Source organism: Neobacillus bataviensis LMG 21833 (genome assembly GCF_000307875.1).
In the GTDB taxonomy this organism is placed as follows: Bacteria; Bacillota; Bacilli; order Bacillales; family Cytobacillaceae; genus Neobacillus; species Neobacillus bataviensis.
In genome coordinates, this window is the sequence record NZ_AJLS01000184.1 from 26,207 (window position 1) to 47,107 (window position 20,901).

Annotated in this window: 22 protein-coding genes; 13 read left to right on the forward strand and 9 right to left on the reverse strand. The window is 41.7% G+C overall.

Annotation, left to right across the window (positions count from 1 at the left end):
• The first annotated feature begins 49 nt into the window (after nt 1-49).
• The 10 genes from nadE (at nt 50) to BABA_RS25130 (ending at nt 11,738) form a co-directional block, all read left to right on the forward strand.
• Nucleotides 50-871: an ammonia-dependent NAD(+) synthetase gene (nadE, locus tag BABA_RS25085; protein ID WP_007088084.1), complete on the forward strand. Its 822-nt coding sequence runs from the start codon at nt 50-52 to the stop codon at nt 869-871.
• Nucleotides 872-1,029: 158 nt separating this feature from the next.
• On the forward strand, nt 1,030-1,848 hold the full coding sequence (locus BABA_RS25090; RefSeq protein WP_007088085.1) for an MASE3 domain-containing protein: 819 nt from the start codon (nt 1,030-1,032) through the stop codon (nt 1,846-1,848).
• 203 nt (nt 1,849-2,051) lie between these two features.
• Nucleotides 2,052-2,882, forward strand: a complete 831-nt coding sequence (locus tag BABA_RS25095) for an amino acid ABC transporter substrate-binding protein (RefSeq protein ID WP_007088086.1) — start codon at nt 2,052-2,054, stop codon at nt 2,880-2,882.
• Entirely contained in the window at nt 2,869-3,567 is a 699-nt protein-coding gene (locus BABA_RS25100; protein WP_007088087.1) for an amino acid ABC transporter permease, read from the forward strand. Before BABA_RS25095 ends, BABA_RS25100 begins: the two co-directional genes overlap by 14 nt.
• A gap of 15 nt (nt 3,568-3,582) precedes the next feature.
• Nucleotides 3,583-4,317: an amino acid ABC transporter ATP-binding protein gene (locus BABA_RS25105; RefSeq protein WP_007088088.1), complete on the forward strand. Its 735-nt coding sequence runs from the start codon at nt 3,583-3,585 to the stop codon at nt 4,315-4,317.
• A 396-nt stretch (nt 4,318-4,713) separates the two neighbouring features.
• Nucleotides 4,714-5,259, forward strand: a complete 546-nt coding sequence (locus tag BABA_RS25110) for an NfeD family protein (RefSeq protein WP_007088089.1) — start codon at nt 4,714-4,716, stop codon at nt 5,257-5,259.
• 18 nt (nt 5,260-5,277) lie between these two features.
• Nucleotides 5,278-6,798, forward strand: coding sequence for a flotillin family protein (locus BABA_RS25115; RefSeq protein ID WP_007088090.1), 1,521 nt, complete (start codon nt 5,278-5,280; stop codon nt 6,796-6,798).
• Nucleotides 6,799-7,052: 254 nt separating this feature from the next.
• Nucleotides 7,053-9,389, forward strand: a complete 2,337-nt coding sequence (locus BABA_RS25120) for an immune inhibitor A domain-containing protein (protein ID WP_051186087.1) — start codon at nt 7,053-7,055, stop codon at nt 9,387-9,389.
• A gap of 287 nt (nt 9,390-9,676) precedes the next feature.
• Nucleotides 9,677-10,387 carry a response regulator transcription factor gene (locus BABA_RS25125; protein ID WP_007088092.1) on the forward strand — a complete coding sequence of 237 codons (711 nt, stop codon included), beginning with the start codon at nt 9,677-9,679 and terminating at the stop codon, nt 10,385-10,387.
• Nucleotides 10,365-11,738, forward strand: coding sequence for a sensor histidine kinase (locus tag BABA_RS25130; protein WP_007088093.1), 1,374 nt, complete (start codon nt 10,365-10,367; stop codon nt 11,736-11,738). The genes BABA_RS25125 and BABA_RS25130 overlap by 23 nt, the downstream gene beginning before the upstream one ends.
• A 30-nt stretch (nt 11,739-11,768) precedes the next feature.
• Here BABA_RS25130 and BABA_RS25135 read toward each other — a convergent pair whose 3' ends face one another.
• The 5 genes from BABA_RS25135 to BABA_RS25155 all read right to left on the reverse strand — a co-directional run bounded on the left by BABA_RS25135 (nt 11,769) and on the right by BABA_RS25155 (nt 15,910).
• Nucleotides 11,769-12,527, reverse strand: coding sequence for a (S)-benzoin forming benzil reductase (locus BABA_RS25135; RefSeq protein WP_007088094.1), 759 nt, complete (start codon nt 12,525-12,527; stop codon nt 11,769-11,771).
• A gap of 103 nt (nt 12,528-12,630) precedes the next feature.
• Nucleotides 12,631-13,374: an ABC transporter ATP-binding protein gene (locus BABA_RS25140; protein ID WP_007088095.1), complete on the reverse strand. Its 744-nt coding sequence runs from the start codon at nt 13,372-13,374 to the stop codon at nt 12,631-12,633.
• Nucleotides 13,371-14,069: an ABC transporter permease gene (locus BABA_RS25145; RefSeq protein ID WP_007088096.1), complete on the reverse strand. Its 699-nt coding sequence runs from the start codon at nt 14,067-14,069 to the stop codon at nt 13,371-13,373. The genes BABA_RS25140 and BABA_RS25145 overlap by 4 nt, the downstream gene beginning before the upstream one ends.
• A 33-nt stretch (nt 14,070-14,102) precedes the next feature.
• Entirely contained in the window at nt 14,103-14,972 is an 870-nt protein-coding gene (locus tag BABA_RS25150; RefSeq protein ID WP_007088097.1) for an ABC transporter substrate-binding protein, read from the reverse strand.
• The gene (locus tag BABA_RS25155) at nt 14,969-15,910 is read right to left on the reverse strand and encodes a substrate-binding domain-containing protein (RefSeq protein ID WP_007088098.1); all 942 of its coding nucleotides are present in this window, start codon (nt 15,908-15,910) and stop codon (nt 14,969-14,971) included. The genes BABA_RS25150 and BABA_RS25155 overlap by 4 nt, the downstream gene beginning before the upstream one ends.
• Nucleotides 15,911-16,139: 229 nt before the next feature.
• Between BABA_RS25155 and BABA_RS25160 the strand changes: the two genes are divergently transcribed.
• Nucleotides 16,140-16,802 carry an FMN-dependent NADH-azoreductase gene (locus tag BABA_RS25160; RefSeq protein ID WP_007088099.1) on the forward strand — a complete coding sequence of 221 codons (663 nt, stop codon included), beginning with the start codon at nt 16,140-16,142 and terminating at the stop codon, nt 16,800-16,802.
• A 148-nt stretch (nt 16,803-16,950) separates the two neighbouring features.
• On the opposite strand, the gene BABA_RS25165 is transcribed toward BABA_RS25160, so the two are convergent.
• Nucleotides 16,951-17,733: an undecaprenyl-diphosphate phosphatase gene (locus tag BABA_RS25165; RefSeq protein ID WP_007088100.1), complete on the reverse strand. Its 783-nt coding sequence runs from the start codon at nt 17,731-17,733 to the stop codon at nt 16,951-16,953.
• A gap of 161 nt (nt 17,734-17,894) precedes the next feature.
• Between BABA_RS25165 and BABA_RS25170 the strand changes: the two genes are divergently transcribed.
• Together BABA_RS25170 and BABA_RS25175 are read left to right on the forward strand one after the other, a co-directional pair.
• Nucleotides 17,895-18,659: a DUF4931 domain-containing protein gene (locus tag BABA_RS25170; protein WP_007088101.1), complete on the forward strand. Its 765-nt coding sequence runs from the start codon at nt 17,895-17,897 to the stop codon at nt 18,657-18,659.
• A gap of 90 nt (nt 18,660-18,749) precedes the next feature.
• Nucleotides 18,750-19,919 (forward strand): FtsW/RodA/SpoVE family cell cycle protein, encoded by a 1,170-nt coding sequence (locus BABA_RS25175; protein WP_007088102.1) that lies wholly within the window; start codon nt 18,750-18,752, stop codon nt 19,917-19,919.
• Nucleotides 19,920-20,111: 192 nt separating this feature from the next.
• On the opposite strand, the gene BABA_RS25180 is transcribed toward BABA_RS25175, so the two are convergent.
• From BABA_RS25180 to BABA_RS26905, 3 genes are read right to left on the reverse strand one after another with little or no spacing between them, the layout of a single operon-like run.
• Nucleotides 20,112-20,450 (reverse strand): spore coat protein, encoded by a 339-nt coding sequence (locus BABA_RS25180; protein WP_007088103.1) that lies wholly within the window; start codon nt 20,448-20,450, stop codon nt 20,112-20,114.
• 18 nt (nt 20,451-20,468) lie between these two features.
• The gene (locus BABA_RS25185; RefSeq protein ID WP_007088104.1) at nt 20,469-20,747 is read right to left on the reverse strand and encodes a hypothetical protein; all 279 of its coding nucleotides are present in this window, start codon (nt 20,745-20,747) and stop codon (nt 20,469-20,471) included.
• 18 nt (nt 20,748-20,765) lie between these two features.
• The gene (locus BABA_RS26905; protein ID WP_007088105.1) at nt 20,766-20,897 is read right to left on the reverse strand and encodes a YuzL family protein; all 132 of its coding nucleotides are present in this window, start codon (nt 20,895-20,897) and stop codon (nt 20,766-20,768) included.
• Nucleotides 20,898-20,901: the final 4 nt, after the last annotated feature.

Below are 20,901 nucleotides of genomic sequence, written 5' to 3' on the forward strand. Positions count from 1 at the left end.
TTTGTGGTACATTACATTTATATCAATAAGTGGTCAGGGGGTTCAATAAATGAGCTTGCAAGCGCAGATAATGAAGGATTTACATATCACGCCAAACATTCAGCCAAAGGAAGAAATTCGAAAGCGAATTGATTTTTTAAAAAACTATCTGGTAAAAACGAAGGCAAAAGGCTATGTATTAGGGATTAGCGGTGGCCAGGACTCGACGCTTGCCGGACGTTTGGCACAAATGGCAGTGGAGGAATTGCGTAAGGAAGGAACAGAATCCTTGTTTATCGCAGTCCGTCTTCCTTATGGTGTTCAGCAGGATGAGGAAGATGCAAAACTGTCTATTGCGTTTATTGGTGCTGATCGCGAAACAAGCTTTAATATTAAAGCGGCGGTTGATGAGGTGCAAAAGGAATATGACCAAAGTTATGAGGGGAGCCCGCTGAGCGATTATCAAAAGGGCAACGTCAAGGCGAGACTGAGGATGATTGCTCAATATGCCATAGGCGGTATGGAAGGGCTTCTTGTCATCGGAACAGACCATGCGGCAGAAGCGGTTACCGGCTTCTATACGAAGTATGGCGATGGCGGTTCCGATGTCCTGCCTTTGACAGGATTAACGAAACGGCAAGGGAAGGCATTATTAAAAGAGCTGGGGGCAGACGAACGCCTGTATTTAAAGGTTCCGACAGCAGACCTGCTTGATCAAAAACCGGGGCAAGCGGATGAAACGGAATTAGGAATTACCTACGATGAACTTGATGACTATCTCGAAGGGAAACCTGTTTCCAAAGAAGTGGCGGAAAAGGTTGAAAAACGCTATCTCCTCACAGAACATAAGCGGAATATGCCAGCCAGTATGTTTGATGATTGGTGGAAATAAAATAGAGTAATGCGAAAGATTACCTTAAATAAGGGTAGTCTTTTTCTATGTAAAGTTCCATAAATTTTCACAAGTCCTAGGACAATAAAGAAAAAGCAGGATATATAATGGTGAAAAAAGACGATTGATTTATTTTTTTAAAAAAGGGAGGGAAGGATTTGAAAATTACCGAGGGAAGATTTATTATCTTTTCGTTGTTAGCCATTGTGCTACTGATGGTTATTCATCTATTCCAGCCGCAAATCCTGACCATCTATAATCCCGCCAATTATGTCGGTTTCCATGCCCTTTTAGAGATATTCAGCATTTCGATTTCGGCAGCCATCTTTCTTTACGGTTTAAAATGCTATGGAAAAAGTCATTCAAGCCGGATGCTTCTTTTATCTTTTACGTTCTTATTGGTTGGAACGCTAGACCTGCTCCACACTTTATCCTTCAAAGGAATGCCGTTTTTTATTACTGAGAGCTCTGTGGCAAAAGCTACCTGGTTTTGGGTATCGGCGCGGGCTATTCAATCCCTCTTCATTCTGTCAATTCTGCTGATCCCTGAACGAAATTTAAAACGGGACTATAGGGGTGGGAGTGTCATCATAGGAATGGTTGCGGCGATTACGGTCAGCTATCTGATTATTCATTTTGAGAACAGACTGCCGGTACTTATGGTCGAAGGCAGTGGAACAACCCGCTTGAAAAATGGAATCGAATACGTAATCAGCTTCATCCAATTTGTTTCACTAATTATTACTCTATATCAATATCATGTAGATAAAAGTGAAGCAAAATTATCAATTGCGCTGGCTTTTGTGTACCTCCTTTTGACAGAGCTCATCTTTACAATTTACCAAAGTGTGTTTGACCTCGATAATTTTACTGGTCATATCTTAAAAGCAGCTGGATTCTATTTTATTTTAAAAAGTTTTTACTTTTTAAATCAGGAGAGCGAATCGGCCTATTTTGATTCGGTTTCGATCAAATAGTAAAAAGATGTGCAAGAATCGAACAAAAAGAAGCACCACTTTCAGCTTAACCTATCAGATACTCTCTGATAGGTTTTTATTTTTTATAAAAGGGTAAAATAAACCTAAACTTTTTGAAATATATCTTTTGACAGGAAGTAAGGGATGTAATATGATAATTAAATCCAAGAAGAACAATCAGAATTAGGGGGTTTACAGGTAACATGAAAAAACTAACAGTTATTTTTGCATTATTATTAAGCTTTATGGTTGTATTATCAGCATGCGGTACAAAGGATGATAATGCTGGGAAAAATAAATCTGATAACAAAACGGCTGAAAAGGCGGACAAGGATTTATTAGCGAAGGTAAAAGATGAAGGGAAACTTGTCATTGGTACAGAAGGTACATATGCTCCTTTCACCTTCCATGATCCAAGTGGAAAGCTTACCGGGTTTGATGTAGAGCTTGCCGAAGAAGTGGCTAAGCGTTTAGGCGTGAAGGCAGAGTTCAAGGAAACACAATGGGATGCAATCTTTGCCGGCCTTGATGCGAAGCGTTTTGATATGATTGCCAACCAGGTGGGAATTCGCCCGGATCGCCAGGAAAAATACGATTTCTCTGATCCGTATATTACATCTGCCGCTGTTCTTATCGCTGCAAAGGATAACGATAAAGTGAAATCATTTGAGGACATGAAGGGATTAAATTCAGCGCAATCCCTAACAAGTAACTATGCAGATATCGCGAAAAAGAACGGTGCTAATATTGTCGGTGTTGATGGTTTCCAACAAGCGGTTGAATTGCTTGCACAGAAACGTGTCGATGTAACGGTTAATGATAAAATTGCCTATTTAGATTATACAAAACAAAAGCCTGATGCACCAATCAAAATTGTTGCAACGGCTGGTGATGCCTCAACAAGCGGATTTATGTTCAGAAAGAAAAATGACACACTCGTAGATGCTGTCAATAAAGCATTAAAAGATATGATCGATGATGGCACATACAAAAAAATCTCTGAGAAATGGTTTGGTGTAGATGTACTTAAATAGTATTTTTGCTGACCCGGAACGAACAGCAAGACTGATTGATATCGCCAAAACCTCCCTCCAGCCGATGCTGGAGGGTGCTATTATGAACACAATCCCATTAACACTTATTTCCTTTATCATTGGTATCATTCTGGCTGTTCTGACTGCCCTTGCTCGCATTTCTCATGTAAAGGTATTTCAGATAATCGCAAGAGTTTATGTTTCAGCCATCCGCGGGACGCCATTACTAGTGCAATTATTTATTATTTTTTACGGCCTTCCCAATATCGGGATAACGATTGATCCATTTCCGTCAGCTGTCATTGGCTTTTCCCTAAGTGTTGGTGCGTATTCATCAGAAGTCATCCGCGCTGCCATTCTTTCGATTCCAAAAGGGCAGTGGGAAGCCGGTTATTCGATTGGTATGACTTATACTCAAGCATTAAAACGAATTGTTTTGCCACAGGCTGCAAAGGTATCAATTCCACCCTTATCAAATACCTTTATTAGCCTTGTCAAAGATACCTCGCTTGCTTCACTCGTGCTTGTAACCGAGATGTTTCGCCGCGCTCAAGAAATTGCTGCAACCAATTATGAATTTTTGTTGGTCTATATCGAAGCGGCCCTCCTTTATTGGATAATCTGCTTTTTCCTTTCCATGATTCAAGGATTTTTGGAAAAAAGATTAGATCGCTACGCATCATAGTAAGGGAGTTTTATGATGATTTCAATTAAAGGTTTATATAAACAATTTGGTCAATTAGAGGTTTTAAAGGGAATTGACCTCGAGGTGGAAAAAGGAAAGGTAGTGGTCGTCATCGGCCCGTCCGGTTCTGGGAAAACTACCATGCTTCGCTGTTTAAACGCGTTAGAGGTACCTACCAAAGGTACCATTTCGATTGAAGGTCAAAGTTTGGATTTTTCAAAGGCCGTTTCGAAAAAGAATATTACCTCTTTCCGTCGGTTAACTGGAATGGTTTTTCAAGGGTACAATCTTTTTCCTCATAAAACGGCTCTTGAAAATGTCATGGAAGGACCGGTGATTGTAAAAGGAGAGAGTAAAGAGGCTGCACGCAAAAAGGCCTCAGCTCTTTTAGAAAAAGTCGGTCTTGGTGATAAGGAAGATTATTATCCTGCACAGCTCTCGGGCGGCCAGCAACAGCGCGTCGGGATTGCACGTGCTCTCGCGATGGAGCCAGAGGTCATGCTGTTTGATGAACCAACCTCTGCCCTTGATCCCGAGCTTGTCGGTGAGGTATTAAAAGTAATGAAGGATCTTGCCGCGGAAGGGATGACGATGATCGTCGTCACCCATGAAATGCGCTTTGCCCGAGACGCTGCCGATGAGGTCATCTTTATGGATCAGGGTGTTATAGTTGAACGAGACAAGCCAGCGGAGATTTTCACGAATCCAAAAGAAGAACGAACAAAGAAGTTTTTGAATATGATTCAGTAAGGTGCTGTAGCTCATAGGGGCTATGGCATTTTTTTGTGTTTACGTTACCTTTGCATGGGAAAAGAATGCTGGCGGGTAACGTAGAAAGGGTCTACGTGACTGAAAGAGGTGGAAAAGGTTGATGGAGGTAACGTAGAAAGAGTCTACGTGACCGAAAGAGCTGGAAAAAGGCTACTATGTCATTCACGTTTTGTCGAAGAATGCTCTATTTTAAATTGGCAAATAATGATAAAATTGTCTTATGTGTGAAACCTTTTACATTTTAATTCGTATTACGTAACATACATAACCATAAGGAAGGGGAGGATCCGTCATGCTTGAGATTTTATGAAATCCAAAACCTGCCATTCACTTTCCTTTGTATATTTACTATAATCAAAAAAAGGATTGATGCTCATGGAACCTTTCAGCATACCTTTAGAAACAATTTATCTTTATGGGTTAATCATTTCAGGAGTTTTAACAGTTATTTATGTTTTATTTGCCGATGTGTTTCATTTTCAGGGAGCTGGGGACGGCGGGCTTCACTTCCTTAATCCAGTCCTCATCTTTGCCTTTGTGACCATTTTGTCCGCGAACGGTTACTTGTTTGAACGTTTGTCATCGCTGCATTATTTACTCATTTTGGCTATCTCTGCAGTCATCGCCTTTATTGTTGTTACCTTATTAAATGTGTTTGTTCTTTTACCGTTGTCTTCTGCGGAAGAATCACTTGTATATAAAGATTCGGATTTACAAGGACGAATTGGGACAGTCATTACCTCGATCCCAGCCGATGGCTACGGTGAAGTGATGATTGAGAGTACAAGCGGAAGAATTGCTAAACCAGCTGTAAGCTTTGATGGCGACCAAATACCTAATGGCACTAGTGTCCTTGTTATCCAGGTGAAGGACGGAGTGCTCCAGGTTACGGTTCACCATCAATTAGAAAGTTTTTTATAGATTAGGGGGAATAGAAAAATGGAATTTAACATTATTTGGGTCATTGTCGGGATTGTCGTTCTTATTTTCCTAGCATTAATCGGTGTTTTTATTACAAAGTACAGGACCGCCGGACCGGACGAGGCTCTTATCGTAACAGGAAGCTTTCTCGGAAACGGAAGTGTCCACGTGGACGAAGCCGGAAATAAAATCAAAATTATTCGCGGCGGCGGTAGCTTTATTTTACCAGTATTCCAGCAGGCAAAACCGCTTAGCTTGCTATCTAGTAAACTAGAAGTTACCACACCTGAGGTTTATACGGAGCAGGGTGTGCCGGTCATGGCCGATGGTGTTGCCATTATAAAAATTGGCGGTTCGATTAGCGAAATTGCAACAGCTGCTGAGCAGTTCCTTGGAAAACCAAAGGAAGACCGTGAAAATGAAGCAAGAGAAGTCCTAGAGGGGCACTTGCGATCAATTCTTGGTTCGATGACAGTGGAAGAAATCTATAAAAACCGTGATAAATTTTCACAAGAAGTCCAAAGGGTAGCATCACAGGATCTTGCAAAAATGGGTCTTGTCATTGTATCGTTCACGATTAAAGATGTCCGTGATAAAAATGGCTACTTGGATTCCCTTGGTAAGCCGCGGATTGCTCAAGTTAGAAGAGATGCAGATATTGCCACTGCTGAAGCGGAAAAAGAAACTCGTATCAAAAAAGCCGAAGCCTCTAAAGAAGCCAAACGTAATGAATTAGAGCGGGCAACAGAAATCGCTGAAGCAGAGAAAGTGAATCAGTTGAAAGTTGCTGAATTCCGCCGTGAACAGGATATTGCCAAAGCGAAGGCTGACCAGGCCTATGATCTAGAAACAGCGAGATCAAAACAGGATGTAATGGAACAGGAAATGCAAATCAAGATTATTGAAAGACAAAAACAAATTGAGTTAGAAGAAAAGGAAATCCTTCGCCGCGAACGTCAATACGATTCTGAAGTGAAGAAAAAGGCCGATGCCGACCGTTATTCCGTCGAGCAATCTGCCGCAGCGAACAAGGCAAGAGAAATGGCGGAAGCCGAAGCCAATAAGTACCGCATTGAAGCAATGGCAAAGGCGGAAGCGGAGCGGATTCGCCTCGATGGTCTTGCCAAAGCAGAAGCGCAAAAGGCTCAAGGGTCATCAGAAGCAGAAATTATTCGTTTAAAAGGTTTGGCAGAAGCCGAAGCCAAGGAAAAGATTGCCGAAGCGTTCGAACAATTCGGTCAAGCGGCCATTCTCGACATGGTTATCAAAATGCTTCCGGAATATGCGAAGCAAGTGGCTGCCCCATTATCCAATATTGATAAAATTACTGTTGTCGATACGGGCGGCGGTTCAGGAGAAAATGGCGGCGCCAATAAGATTACCAGCTATGCAACCAACTTAATGGCAAGCCTGCAAGAGTCGTTAAAGGCTTCTAGTGGAATTGATATAAAAGAGCTAATCGAGAACTACTCTGGTAAAGGGAATGTCAGAAAAAGTATTGAGGAATTAACAGACGAAATCAAGAATAAAACGGAATAAAGACCAGCCAAAAGGGCCTTATCTAAAGATAGGGTCTTTTTGGTAGTTTCGAATAGGTCTAAATACTCAGAATTTTCCTACTAAAATTTCTATTTATACTGAAATCAGACTATTTATAATATTCTTACCCCTCTGATAGAATAATAGAGCACCGTTTTTTTAAAAGAACGGTCGGATATATACAGTATAGGGGGTATAAACAGTTGAAGAAGAAAAACACTCTAAAAGTCATATCCAGCCTTGCAGCTAGTACAATGGTAGCTACTACCATGTTTGCAGGTGCATTTGCTGGAAGCACGCTAGCACCAAGAGCTGCAGCGGCAGCAACAGATGTGTCCGCGCCATTCGATTTGAATGTGGTAGATTTCGATCGTCTAGGTGCCGCATTACAAAAAAGAGGACTTATTGCAAAAGGTGCATCACAAGAGGAAATTACGAAGGCAGTAAAGAGCTACATAAATCAAAAACAGGGTGAAAAGCCTGGTAAAGAAGACAAAGCTCTTACAAAGGGGCAACAGGATTTTGACCAAAAAGCAAAAGACTTCGTTACAAAGCAGAAGGACAAGCTTTCAAAGCAGCTTGCTAAAGGTCATGAAAACTATAAAAAAGGCAAGCCGACAGGTGCTGTAAAAGTAGATTCGGCTAAGCAAGCTGGTTATAACGGCGATGTTCGTGAAGATAAAGTCCTTGTATTGCTTGTAGAGTATGCTGACTTTAAGCATAATAATATTGATCAAGAATCAGGATATATGTACGCGGATGATTTCAACAAAGACCACTATCAAAAGATGCTATTTGGTAATGAAGATTTCACTCTTTTCAATGGCGAAAAGGTAAAAACTTTCAAACAGTATTACGAAGAGCAGTCTGGCGGCAGCTACACAGTTAACGGTGAGGTTTCTGACTGGCTGACTGTACCAGGAAATGCAGCTGATTACGGTAGCGATAGTCCAGCAGGAGGACATGACAATAAACCGGGAGCAAAAGGTCCTCGTGGCCTAGTAAAAGATGCATTAAATGCAGCTGTTGCAGCTGGAATCAACCTTGCTGATTATGACCATTTTGATCAATATGACCTTGATGGTGATGGCGATTTAAACGAGCCAGACGGATTAGTTGATCACTTGATGGTTCTTCATGCGGGGGTTGGACAAGAAGCTGGCGGCGGCAAGCTTGGTGATAATGCAATCTGGTCACACCGCTGGGCGTTAAACGGTGTTTATCCTGTAGCAAATACAACTGCTTCCGTAGATTACTGGGGCGGCAAGATGGCTGCATACGACTATACCATCGAGCCTGAAGATGGAGCAGTGGGCGTTTTCGCACACGAATTTGGTCATGACTTAGGTCTTCCTGATGAATATGATACACAGTATTCTGGTCACGGTGAGCCAATTGCTTCATGGTCTATCATGAGCGGCGGCAGCTGGAACGGAAACATTGCTGGAACAGAAGCACCAAGCTTCTCTCCACAAAACAAAGAATTCTTCCAAAAGACAATGGGCGGTAACTGGGCTAATATTACTGAGGTAAACTACGAAGATATCGATAAAAATGGTCTTGCAACTATTATTGACCAAAGTGTGACGAAGTCAAAGAACCCTGGGATTGTAAAGGTAAATCTGCCTAGCAAAAAGGTTCCAGGTATTGCACCTGGGTTTGGAGCAAAATACTATTATAGTACTAAAGGCGATGATCTTCACACTGTTTTAGAAACACCAGTGTTTGACTTAACAAGTGCTGCAACTGCTACCTTTGATTACAAACAATGGTACGAAGTTGAAACAGGCTATGACTACCTATATGTAAAAGCGGTAACAGATGATGGCAAGAGCGTGACACTTGATACAATTGGCGACGAAAACACAGCAGGTGGTCGTGAAACTTCCCTAGGCAAGTGGGTGGATGGAAAGCTTGATTTAAGCCAATTCGCAGGCAAAAAAGTAAAACTAGTATTTGAATATATAACGGACGGCGGTCTTGCACCAAACGGTTTCGCAATCGATAACCTTCAATTAACAGTGGATGGCGCTGTAGTATTCTCTGATGATGCAGAAGGAACTTCAAAAGTAACATTAAACGGTTTTGAAGTATCTGATGGCTGGATTAACAAACCACATTATTATTACCTTGAGTGGAGAAACTATGCTGGCTCTGATACAGCACTACAATTCTCTCGCGGCGTTAAATATAATACTGGTTTAGTAGTTTGGTATGGTGACAACACGTTTACTGATAACTGGACTGGAATCCACCCTGGCGAAGGCTTCCTTGGCGTAGTGGATTCACATCCTGAAGCAATTGTAGGTACTTTGAATGGACAGTCATCTACAAATCAAAGTACACGCTACCAGGTGGCAGATGCTGCATTTTCTTTAGATCAAGCTCCTGCTTGGTATATCGATTCTCCATCGCGCGGAATCTATGATTACAAAGGTCTTCCAGGCGTAACAACATTTGATGATTCTAAGACTTATATCAATACACTTATTCCGGACGCTGGACGCAAGGTTCCAAACTTCGGCCTTAAGTTCCAAGTCATCGGCAAAGCAAAAGACAACTCCGCTGGTGCAGTTTGGATCCACAAATAGGAAATGAAAGAGACATCGGGATTCCGATGTCTCTTTTCTGGTTTTAATTACACCAAATTCACAAAAAAATAGGCGCCCCGTAGATCGGGACGCTTTTACTATAGTAAGAGAGAGGTTAAATTTGGGATGAGTAAGATGGTCACTAACCATGTATTACAACATCTTAACTACAAATCTATCTTAACGGGAAAAATTGAAGATGTTATGAAGAAGTTGTGGTGAATTTGTGAAGTTACAAAAATCACAGACCCAGGATGATATAGTAATGGTATGGGGAGTGGTGATTCATGAAGATTTTATTAGTTGACGATGAACGCAGAATCATAGAAGTTCTCGAAGCTTATTTAGAAAGAGAAGGCTATGAAATTCATAGTGCCGATAATGGAATTGATGCCTTGAAAAAGGCCAAAACAATCAACCCTGATTTAATCATATTAGATTTAATGCTGCCTGATATTTCCGGTGAGGAGGTTTGCCGCTTAGTCCGAAAAGAGTCGGATGTGCCAATCCTGATGCTGACGGCAAAATCAGCTGAAGATGATCGCATCAACGGGATTGTCATGGGCGCTGACGATTATTTAACCAAGCCGTTTAGCCCGCGGGAGGTAGTTGTCCGCGTCCAAGCGATTTTAAGGCGGGTGAAAAAGACAGAAAAAATTGAACGCCTCGAATTCAATAGGAAAAAACTAGCGATTGATTTAATCAAAAAAGAAGTGACCATAAACGGTGAGGATGTTACCTTAACACCGATTGAATATAAATTGTTAACAAATATGGCGGTCAATCCCGGCCGAGTTTACAGCAGGATGGATTTACTAGAGAAGATTCAAGATGAAGGCATGTATTATGAAGGCTACGAGCGGAGTGTCGATACCCATATCAAAAACCTCCGTAAAAAAATTGAATCAGATTCGCGACAGCCAGATTTTCTAGTGACTGTTTTTGGGATGGGCTATAAATTTGGAGGGGTACTTGATGCTGCAAACACTCCGGTCTAAGATCCTGTTTTATTTAGTCCTCATCTCCATGATCGGTATAGTAATTGTCAGCTTTTTTATCCAATATGGCTTTGAGGAAAGCTTTCATAGTTATTTAGACCGTAATCGCGAAAAAAAGATTGATCGAATTATCACCGAAATCGAGAAGGATTATCGAAAAAATGGCCATTTTACCAGTGACCCGGTATTTGGACTACTGCATGAGCATGCGATGACCGACCAGCTTTATTTTCAATTGTATGACCGATTTGGGCAAGTTCAGATGGATTCGTCCAACATTCGCGGCATGTTGAATAGCTTTGGCTTAACAGAACCGCCGCCGGACGGGGAAGAGTGGCACTCTACAACCTATACGCTCAAAGTTGACAATGCCATTATTGGAAAACTTGTGGCCATCTATCCCGAAGGCTTAATTGACGATGAATACACGTTTATCCAAACCATTCAGTTGTATATATTAGCTGCCGTCTGTTTAACGATTGTACTGGCAATTGTCTTTAGTATGATTTTTTCGAAAAAATTAACCTCTGGACTGAAAAAGCTTTCATTCGCGGCAGGTGAGCTGCAGCAGCACAACCTTGATATTCGCATTCCCTTATCCGGTTTGCCGACCGAGGTAAAGCAGATTGCAATTTCCTTCAATAATCTTGCCGAATCATTGGCAAAGGAAGAAATGCTGCGGAAGCAATTTACCGGTGACCTTGCCCATGAATTGAGGACACCGCTTGCCACATTAAGAAGCCAAATTGAAGCCTTCCAGGACGGAATTTGGGAGCCAACACCGCAGCGGCTGGAGGTAAGTCACGAAGAACTGATGCGCTTGGTTCGACTCGTGAATGAATTAGAAAAATTACTTGCGGCCGAGAATCCGCAAATCAGGCTGGAAAAAATCGAACTAGAAGCAGGAAGCGTATTAGCAGCGTTATGGGAAATGTTTTCGCCTATTTTTAAAGAAAAAGGTGTTGGACTGCAAATTAAAGAGCCTGATCAGGAAGAAATGTTTGAGGCGGATAAGGATCGCTTGATGCAAGTCCTTTCCAATATTCTCAATAATGCCCTGAAATACACGCCTGAAGGGAAGAATGTTACCATTTCAGTGGTGACAGAAAAGGATGGATATGTCGGCTTTATGATTCAAGACGAAGGTTCAGGGATGAAAGAGGAGGATATTCCGCATATTTTCGAGCGCTTTTATCGCGGTGACAAATCCCGTGACCGCAAAACGGGTGGCGTAGGGATCGGCCTGTCGATTGTAAAAGCCTTGATGGATGCCCATAAAGGCGTCATCAAGGTAAAAAGTAGGTTGAATAAGGGAACAAGTATCACCTTGTGGTTTCCACAGGAAGACTAAAAAGGCCGCTCACTCCAAGCGGCCTTATTACTATTTTAATAGGTCTTTAATATTGTATACCTTTCCACTTTCAACCTCGCCGCTTAGAACCAGATCGACTAAGGCATTCGCGACAACATCAGCCTTTAAAAGCATGTTCTTTTCTTTGTATTCTTTAAATTGTTCAAGATCTTTAAACGCTTCCACGCTGGACGAACGAATCGTTTCCTGCATGTTCGTATCCATCACACCAGGGCTAAAGGCAATAATTTTGTTACTTGTTTCCAACTCTGCCTGCTCTAATGCGGCGGTTTGCGTGAACATATTTAGCCCCGCTTTCGAACTGCAATACACACTCCAGCCTTCAATCGACCGGATCGCTGCACCTGAAGATACATTCACAACTGTTACTTTTGTGTTTGTTAACTGCGCCTTGTTAAAAAATAAATTGGTAATGAGAATGGGTGCGATTAAATTGACCTGAATGTTACTGATGATTGGCGTCTGATCTAGATTGCCAACTTTTTGAATGGGGTCAATCACGCCGGCATTATTAAATAGAAGAATTTCCTCCGGATCCTTTTGAAAAATACAATGGGCAATCTCCATGAAGACTTCCTGAACTTCTTTTTCTAATGATAGATTACAGGAAAGGTGCTTATAATCAATCCCTTGTTTGATTGCAAGACTTTTGATTTCTTCATTCTCTGTCCGTGAAACCGAAACAACGGCGATTTGTTCCTGAATGAGCCGTTTAGCAATCGCTTCACCCAACCCTTTTGATGCCCCAGTAATGATTGCATATTTCATCGTAAAACTCCCCCTTAGAACCCAGTTACAAAGCTATTACCATTTTAAGCTTGAAGGTTTTTTTAAGCAAATAAAAAAGGCAGCTCCAAAATGGAGCTGCAAATTAACGTGCTAATGGGTAAAATTTCTTCCACTCATTTAGGAAGGATTGAGTAGAAGAATTAGGATGTTCAAGGATCCGAGGGGTGGATCCAGATTGCTTTACTTCACCATTCACGATGATAGCCAGCCGATTCGTGAGGTAGTTAATTTCCATTAAATCATGGCTGACAAACACTGCTGTTGTTTGGGCCTTTTCGATAATGCCCTTGAAATCTTCCATTAACTTTATTTTGGTTGGAAAGTCTAATGCGGAAAAGGGCTCATCGAGAAATAGAATTTCCGGCTCAACAATCATCGCCCGCGCTAAGTTGACACGCTGCGCCTCGCCACCGGATAAATAAAGGGCATTTTTTTTCGCCAAATGACTGATGCCAAACAGCTCCATCCAATGAGCTACTTTTTCCTTAATGACGCTCTTCGGAATCTTTCGTAAGGTTAAACCTATTGCAATATTGTGAAAAACAGTTCCATCTAAAAGCAATGATTGCTGGAGGGCAATCGAGAACTTCCGCCGTAAATCGAGCGGGGCATTTCCCTTCGGAATGTTCTGGCCACGGAAAAGGATATCACCGCTCGTTTGCTGATCGAGAAATGCTAAGAGTTTTAACAGGGTACTTTTTCCGGCACCATTTGGCCCCATGATCCCGAGGAATTCCCCATCGTAAATCTGAAATTCTTGAATATCAAGAATCGTTTTCTTATGGGCAGTAAAAGTAATATTTTTCAGCTCAATTAACGGGTTCATGATATTCGCTTCCTTTGTTGTAAAAATGTTAAGGCGGCCGTTATCAACAAGGCAACAGATAATAAAATAAACGAAAGGGCTAAGGCAATGTCAAAGTTCCCTTTGGAAACCTCCATCACAATTGTCGTTGTTAAAATCCTTGTGTCGCCTTGAATATTACCGCCGACCATCATAGCGGCACCAACCTCAGCAATCACGCGCCCAAATCCGGCCATAACCGCTGCTAAAATCGCAATTTTTAATTGTTTTATAAGAATCATTAATGTCTGCAGCTTTGTGGCTCCGAGCGCCTTAATTTGCAGCAGCATCTTATCGCTGATTTGCTGAAATGCCGTGCATGTCAGGCTCGTGACGATCGGCAGGCTGACTAAAATTTGTGCCATCACAATCGCTGTCGGTGAATAAAGCAGGGTTAAGTCGCCTAATGGCCCGGAGCGCCATAGGAGCATCGTAATCCATAACCCGGCAACCACTGGAGGCAGACCCATACCAATATTGATCAATAATAATAGCAGCCTGCGCCCTTTGAATCTAGTTAATCCAAGGAAAATTCCAAGTGGCAATCCGATCAGGGTACTAATCAGAATGGAAATGAGACAGACCTTGAGCGTCAGCCAGGTAATCGCAAAAATTTCTTGATCACCGGAAAAGATCATTTCTATCGCTTTTTTGAGTCCATCTAGTAGTAATTCCATAATCGCAATGCCTCCAGGATTTCCATGAAAAAATTATTCTGTATATTTAAAGAATAGGGATTGTCCGTATTCTTTCTTACCGAAGTTTTCGATCACGTCTTGAGTTTTCGCATCTACCATAAAGTTTACAAACTTTTCGGCATCTTTACTATTCACTTTATCATGTTTTTCAGGATTTACTTGCATGACGTGATAGATATTCATTAAATCATTTCCGCCTTCAACGGCAATCTTGAGTGTATCTAAATTCTTTTCTTGGGCGAGCCACGTCGCACGGTCTGTTAATACATAGCCCTTTTTCTCAGCAGCAACCTGAAGAGTTTGTCCCATACCTTGTCCTGTTGATACATACCAATCTCCGGCTGGTTGAATGGCGTCAGCAGTCCAGATGCCAAGTTCTTTCTTATGTGTACCAGAATCATCGCCACGTGATACGAAAATAGATTTTGTATCAGCTAATTTTTTGAAAGCCGCCTTGATATCATCCCCGCTGACAGCTGCTGGATTTTCTTTTGGCCCTACTAAAATAAAGTCGTTATACATCACACGTTTGTAGTTAATCGCATCGCCTGCGTCTACAACTGCTTTTTCAGCTGCCGGAGCATGAACAAGAAGGACATCTGCTTCCCCTTTTGTGCCCATTTCTAATGCCTGGCCAGTCCCAACGGCAATTGTCTTCACTTTTACATTATTTTCTTTCTCGAACATAGGGACTAATACATCAAGCAAGCCACTGTCCTGTGTACTCGTTGTTGTTGCCAGAATCATTTCTGTTGGAGCCGGTTTTGGTGCAGGTTTCTTTGTCTCTTTTGCGGCAGCGTCTTTTGTGTCTGAGTTTCCACAAGCTGATAAAACTAGGAGCATCAAAGCAAATAGGGTCATTAATAAGCGATTCTTTTTCATACAAGTTCCTCCGTTTGAGTAGTTTGGTAGATGATTTTCCCTAGATCTTGAATTGAATAGCCTTCTAAATCTTGTAAACTGTTTTTAAAACTGGCGGACTGTAAGTACTGAATTAAGTCCGTTAAGCTTTGTTGGTTCTCATCGGTAAAGCGGAAAACTAGGTCAAACTGTTCTTTCGCTACCGGCACAAAATCTAGCCCTAAATGGCTGGCAGCAGACTGAATGCCAAAGGTCACATCTGCGATCCCTCGGCTAATGTAAGAAGCCGCCGACAAATGGTTCCATTCTTCATTGTCGTAGCCGTTAATTTTACTAGGGGCAATTCCACAGCTAGAAAGCTTGGAATCTAGTAAAAAGCGGGTACCCGACCCTTTTTGACGGTTAATAAATTGAATATCTTTTCTCGTCAGGTCGGAAAAATCAAGAATACTTTTCGGATTGCCTTTTGCGACTATAAAGCCTTGCTCTCTTACCGCCAATCTCACCGCCAAAATCTTTTCGTAGACAAACAGTTGATGGATAAATGGCAGATTATACTCTTGCGATGCCGGGTCTAACAGATGAATGGCGGCAATATCGCATTGTCCCCGATAAAGCATCATCAGACCTTCTAAACTGCCGATGAAGGAAGGCTGAATTTGCATATCTAACTTCTTTCCCGCCTGTTTGGTAAAATGCTCGACAAGGAAGTCGTGACTGCCGGAAAGCCGGATTGGCAGGTTGGTATTGCTCCCAGCGCTAGTTGGTTCCGCTGGCTGTTTTTTTGCAGGTGCCTTCATATTCTCCTTAAATCTTTCTATTTCGGTATGTTCGATTCTCATTTTATTACCGATTTTAAAGGCTTGCAGCTCGCCTCTTTTTATCAACTCATAAACGGTATGTTTTGAGATTTGAAAGATTTGTGCTACTTCATCAGGTGTATATGCCTTTTCGTCCATTGATTAACCTCCTTTTTCCAGTTTTTATTTTATAAAAATAATAGCATAATAAATGTGACTTTTGTTAAGTTTTGTTAAGTTTCGTTATGTTTTGTTTGGAATTGTCACAAATTATTCAAGGTCATCTAGCATAATTCACAATTTTTCCATATTGTTCAATGGTGAGCAAGGGAGTTTGTTGTAAAATAATAATAGAGAAAAAAATTGCAGCTAAAGGGAAGGGATGTACATGTCAAAACTTTTGTATATTACAGCAAATCCGAAAAATGACATTAAGCTATCAAAAGGGATGCAAATCGGGGAAGTATTTTTAGAGGAAATTAAAGCGGCGCAGCCGGATGTTGAAATCGAGCGCTGGCACTTATATGATATGGAAATCCCTGATATCGATATGGATCTGCTATATGCCCGCGCAAAATTATCATTTATGGGTTATACCAAGGAGCAGCTATCGGAGGCAGAGCGGACTAAGCTCGAAAACATGCATGCACTAGCCGATCGCTTTATTGCCGCCGATTATTATGTGTTTGTCACACCAATTTGGAATCTTGGTGCCCCGTCAATTTTGAAAAAGTTTATTGATAACTTATTTATTGTAGAAAAAACATTTACCAATACAGAGGCAGGACCAAAGGGACTCTTGACCGGTAGAAAGGCCATTCACATTCAAACTCGCGGCGGCATTTACTCCAGCGGGCCGATGGTAGAATTCGAAATGGGCGACCGTTACCTACAAAAGGTATTTAAATTCCTTGGATTTGAGACCCTCGATACGGTCGTTGCCGAGGGAATGGATCATTTTCCTAAAAAGGTACCGGAAATTATGGCAAAAGCGAAGGAACAAGCAGCAGAAGCAGCAAGAGAAATGGCGAAACAGGCAGTTATTAGCTAAAAGAGAGCGACTCGAGTTCATCGAGTCGCTTTTCATGTTTAAAATGAAACTTATTTGCGAATTTAACGGGTTTATTTGCGAATCCGATGGCTTTATTTGCGAAAATCACATCTTTATTTGCGAATCCACATCGAGAGACCGCCCCCGCCTAAAACTTCCCTGTAAATTGAAATACTAACACGAGGATTCCCAGTGCCCATACATAGATGGCAAACGGCTTTAAAGAATGATTTTTCAAGTAACCAATCATCCATCTAACGGCGACATAACCAAAGATAGCAGAGGCAATAATGCCGACAAGCAAGGCAGATAAGGAGATTTCCTCCCCCTGACCGCCGAGTAAATCTTTTGTTTGCAAGACAATTGCCCCGGCAATTGCTGGTGTCGATAGCAAGAAGGAGAAATAAGCGGCCGTTTCCCGGTCTAATTTTCGCCAAAGTGCCGCAACAATAGTCATTCCGGAACGAGAAATCGCCGGCATAATCGCAACCGCTTGAAATGTTCCAATAATGAGGGCATCCTTGTAGCTGATATCGTCCATTTTTTTGTAACCATTTTTCGCAGAATCAGCGATCCACAGGAATAATCCCGTAATTAGAAACTCCCAGCCAATCGTCACCCCTGTCTTCGAAATTTCATCAATATAATCTTTAAAGGCCAGTCCGAAAATGACTGCTGGAATTGTCCCCACAATCAACAAAAACGTTAATTTGCTAAAAGGATTTTTGATGATTTTGATAAATTCATCTTTATAAAAAACAAAGACGGCCAAGAGTGTGCCGACATGAAGCATCGTATCGAGCAAAAGCCCCGCTTCCTGTAAGCCGAATAAATTCCTTCCTAAATAAAGATGCCCTGTACTGCTAATCGGCAAAAATTCCGTTAAACCTTGGATAATTCCGAGGATCAATGCTTCTAGTTTTGTTAACATCAAAGTCCCTCTCATTCTCAAATTATGATGTGCCTGTACACTTAAAAGATATGCACAGCACCTCACTTTCATGAAAAGTTCAAATGCAAAACAAAATTAGTGCAAACCACCCGCTTTCTCCCATAAAATAGAAGTATAGCTTTTCGAGAGGGGATGCACGTTTGGAAACGAAACATCTGTATTTTAATACATCCATTGGTGTCAAGAAACCGGAAAATATTCGAAACAAAGAGCAGGCCTGCCCGTTTTGCGAACGGGACCAGCTGACAGATCTCATCGCAGTGGACGGATCCATTATTCTATTGAAAAATAAATATCCTGTATTGGAAAACGCCTACCAAACCGTGTTAATAGAAACAGACGATTGTCATGCCGATTTATCAACCTATTCAAAGGAGCATCTACATAAATTGATTAGGTTCGGCGTGCGGCATTGGTTAGAAATGGAGGAAACCGGCAGCTATCAATCGGTCATTTTTTTCAAAAATCATGGGCCATTGTCGGGCGGGACGCTTGCCCACCCCCATATGCAGATTGTCGGTTTACATGATATTGACTACAAAGAAAAGGTAACCCATGAAATGTTTGAGGGGATTGTGATTGCGGAAGCAGAGGGTGTTCGGTTTACATTATCGACAAAGCCGCGCGTAGGGTTTTACGAATTTAATGTGGAAATGCCGGATTCCGGCTATCAGGAAAAGTTTTCGGAATACATGCAGATCGCTGTCCACTATATCCTTAACCATTTTCCATTCAAGGCAACAAGCTATAATGTGTTTTTTCATCATATTGATGATAAAATCTATGCAAAAATTGTTTCCCGATTTGTCACCACACCGTTATATATCGGCTACGGTATTCCCCAAGTGCCGAATAATTTGCATTGGATGGCAGAAGAAGTGCGGCGGATTTATTTTAGTATGTAAATAAACCCATTGACGGGTTAGAAGTTGAGATTTGTTGTTATTAAAAATATAATGGAGGAATGTACAAGTTCTTAGTAAGGTGGAACGTAAATGACTTCAAAAAACAACACATCTTCAAAGCTCGATTATAATCTTGTTTTTATATTGATCTTACTTTTCTTAGCGAGCTGTTTGGCCATTTATAGTGCGCAGGCGAGCGGGCAGTACAAGGAAAACTTCTTAATCAAGCAAATTGTTTGGTACGGCGTTGGTGCCGGAATTATCGCGATTGTCATGACGCTTGATTCGGATCAATTACGAAAGCTCACCTGGTATGCCTACGGATTTGGTATTTTCCTGCTTTGCTTTCTAATCGTTGCACCGAAAAGTATTGCTCCGGTCATTAATGGTGCGAAAAACTGGTTTGTTCTGCCTGGGATTGGTTCTTTGCAGCCATCGGAGCTTGTCAAGATTTTTATCATTCTAGGCCTTGCACGGGTCATCGATCAGCATCATCAAAAAAATGTGATCAAGACCATGCAGTCTGATTTCTGGTTATTAATCAAGATGGGAATTGTCACCATGGTCCCATTAGCGCTGATCATTAAGCAGGACTTAGGAACAGCACTTGTTTTTATCGCAATTTTAGTAGGAATGATTTTTATCTCCGGTATTTCATGGAAACTATTAGTGCCGATGTTTTCTGCTGGGATTGTCCTGATTGGAACTGTTTTTTATTTTGTCCTTTGGAACCCAGATTTTTTAGCAAAGTATCTAGGGGTAGGTGAATACCAGCTTCGCCGGATTTATTCATGGCTTGATCCTTATAGTTACCAAGGGACAGATGCCTACCAGCTAACGAAATCCCTCCTTGCCATTGGCTCCGGGCAAACGGGCGGCAAAGGGTTCGGCAACCGCGAAGTCTATTTACCGGAAAGTCAAACAGACTTTATTTTTAGTGTAGTTGGCGAGGAATATGGCTTTATTGGTGCGAGCGTATTAATCAGTTTATTTTTCTTATTGATCTACCATATTACAAAAGTTGGCATGGAAACGAAGAATAATTTTTACACGTATATTTGTGTCGGAGTTATCAGCATGATTACCTTCCACGTGTTCCAAAATATCGGGATGACGATTGGTGTCCTGCCGATCACAGGTATCCCGCTGCCGTTTATCAGCTACGGCGGGAGCGCGTTAATGGGGAACATGCTCGGGCTGGGTCTAATCTTTTCGATTCGGTACCATTATAAAAAATACATGTTTTCAACAACGGCATAAAAGAGCGAGATTAGTCTCGCTCTTTTTTGTGTGCTTTGAAAAGGGTTTGGCGGAATCCGAGTGGAGTTTGGCGGAATTAATCCAAAAGTTGGCGGAATAAATTCAACGTTTGGCGGAATCCCCACCAAATTTGGCGGAAATCCTGCTCAAATTAGCGGAATCCCCAAGATTACTTACCCCTTGTTTCTTACATTATTGAAGCGTCCCGCCATTAGGAAATTGATTTGTATACCCCTGAAACTGCTGATATGATTGCTGAAGATTTTGCTGGTCAGCTGCTTCGACCGCATACCAGCCTTTTTGGAACATCAAATTATAAAGGTCGCGCTGGCATTGCTCTGTTTCGTTGAAAATCTGCATGATGTCCTGGTATAGCCCTTGATGGCTTGCTTCATGCATCGCCATGCTATAGGAGGTCGTCATATATTTCTCTGTTGTCAGTAAATCATTAATAAAATCACGATCATTCATTTGCGGTGTTTTTGGCACTTGTGTTTCTGGATTTTGAATCTTTTGCTGGTTTTGATTCATGATATAACCCTCCTTTTCTTATTGCATGTTATTTAACGGCTGTTGTTGGCTCGCGTGCTGACCCAAGTGCCCTAGGAGCTTCTGGTAATGTTGCTGATGCATTTGACCACATTTTACGGCTGCTGCCTTTACCTCAGGATCCTGACACTGTTGGGCAAAAAAGTGCGCTTTTTTCGCTGAAAGTAAATTCCACGACATCATGTCGGTCAAATAAAGCGAATCCTTTGTTGAAATGACTCCTGGCGGCTGCTGCATCTTCATTTGTTGATTTTGCATATTCATATTTTGCTGCTGCATCGTTATCCCTCCAATTTGCTACCTTTTATATTGATTATTCTGGCTGTTTTTCTTATCCAAGTGAGCCTCTTCGTTGCCAGGCCCGGCATTCCCCTTCACACTTGCGGCACTGACGCCTGCTTTGGAAGGATTCTTTTTCATCTTCGCCATCATT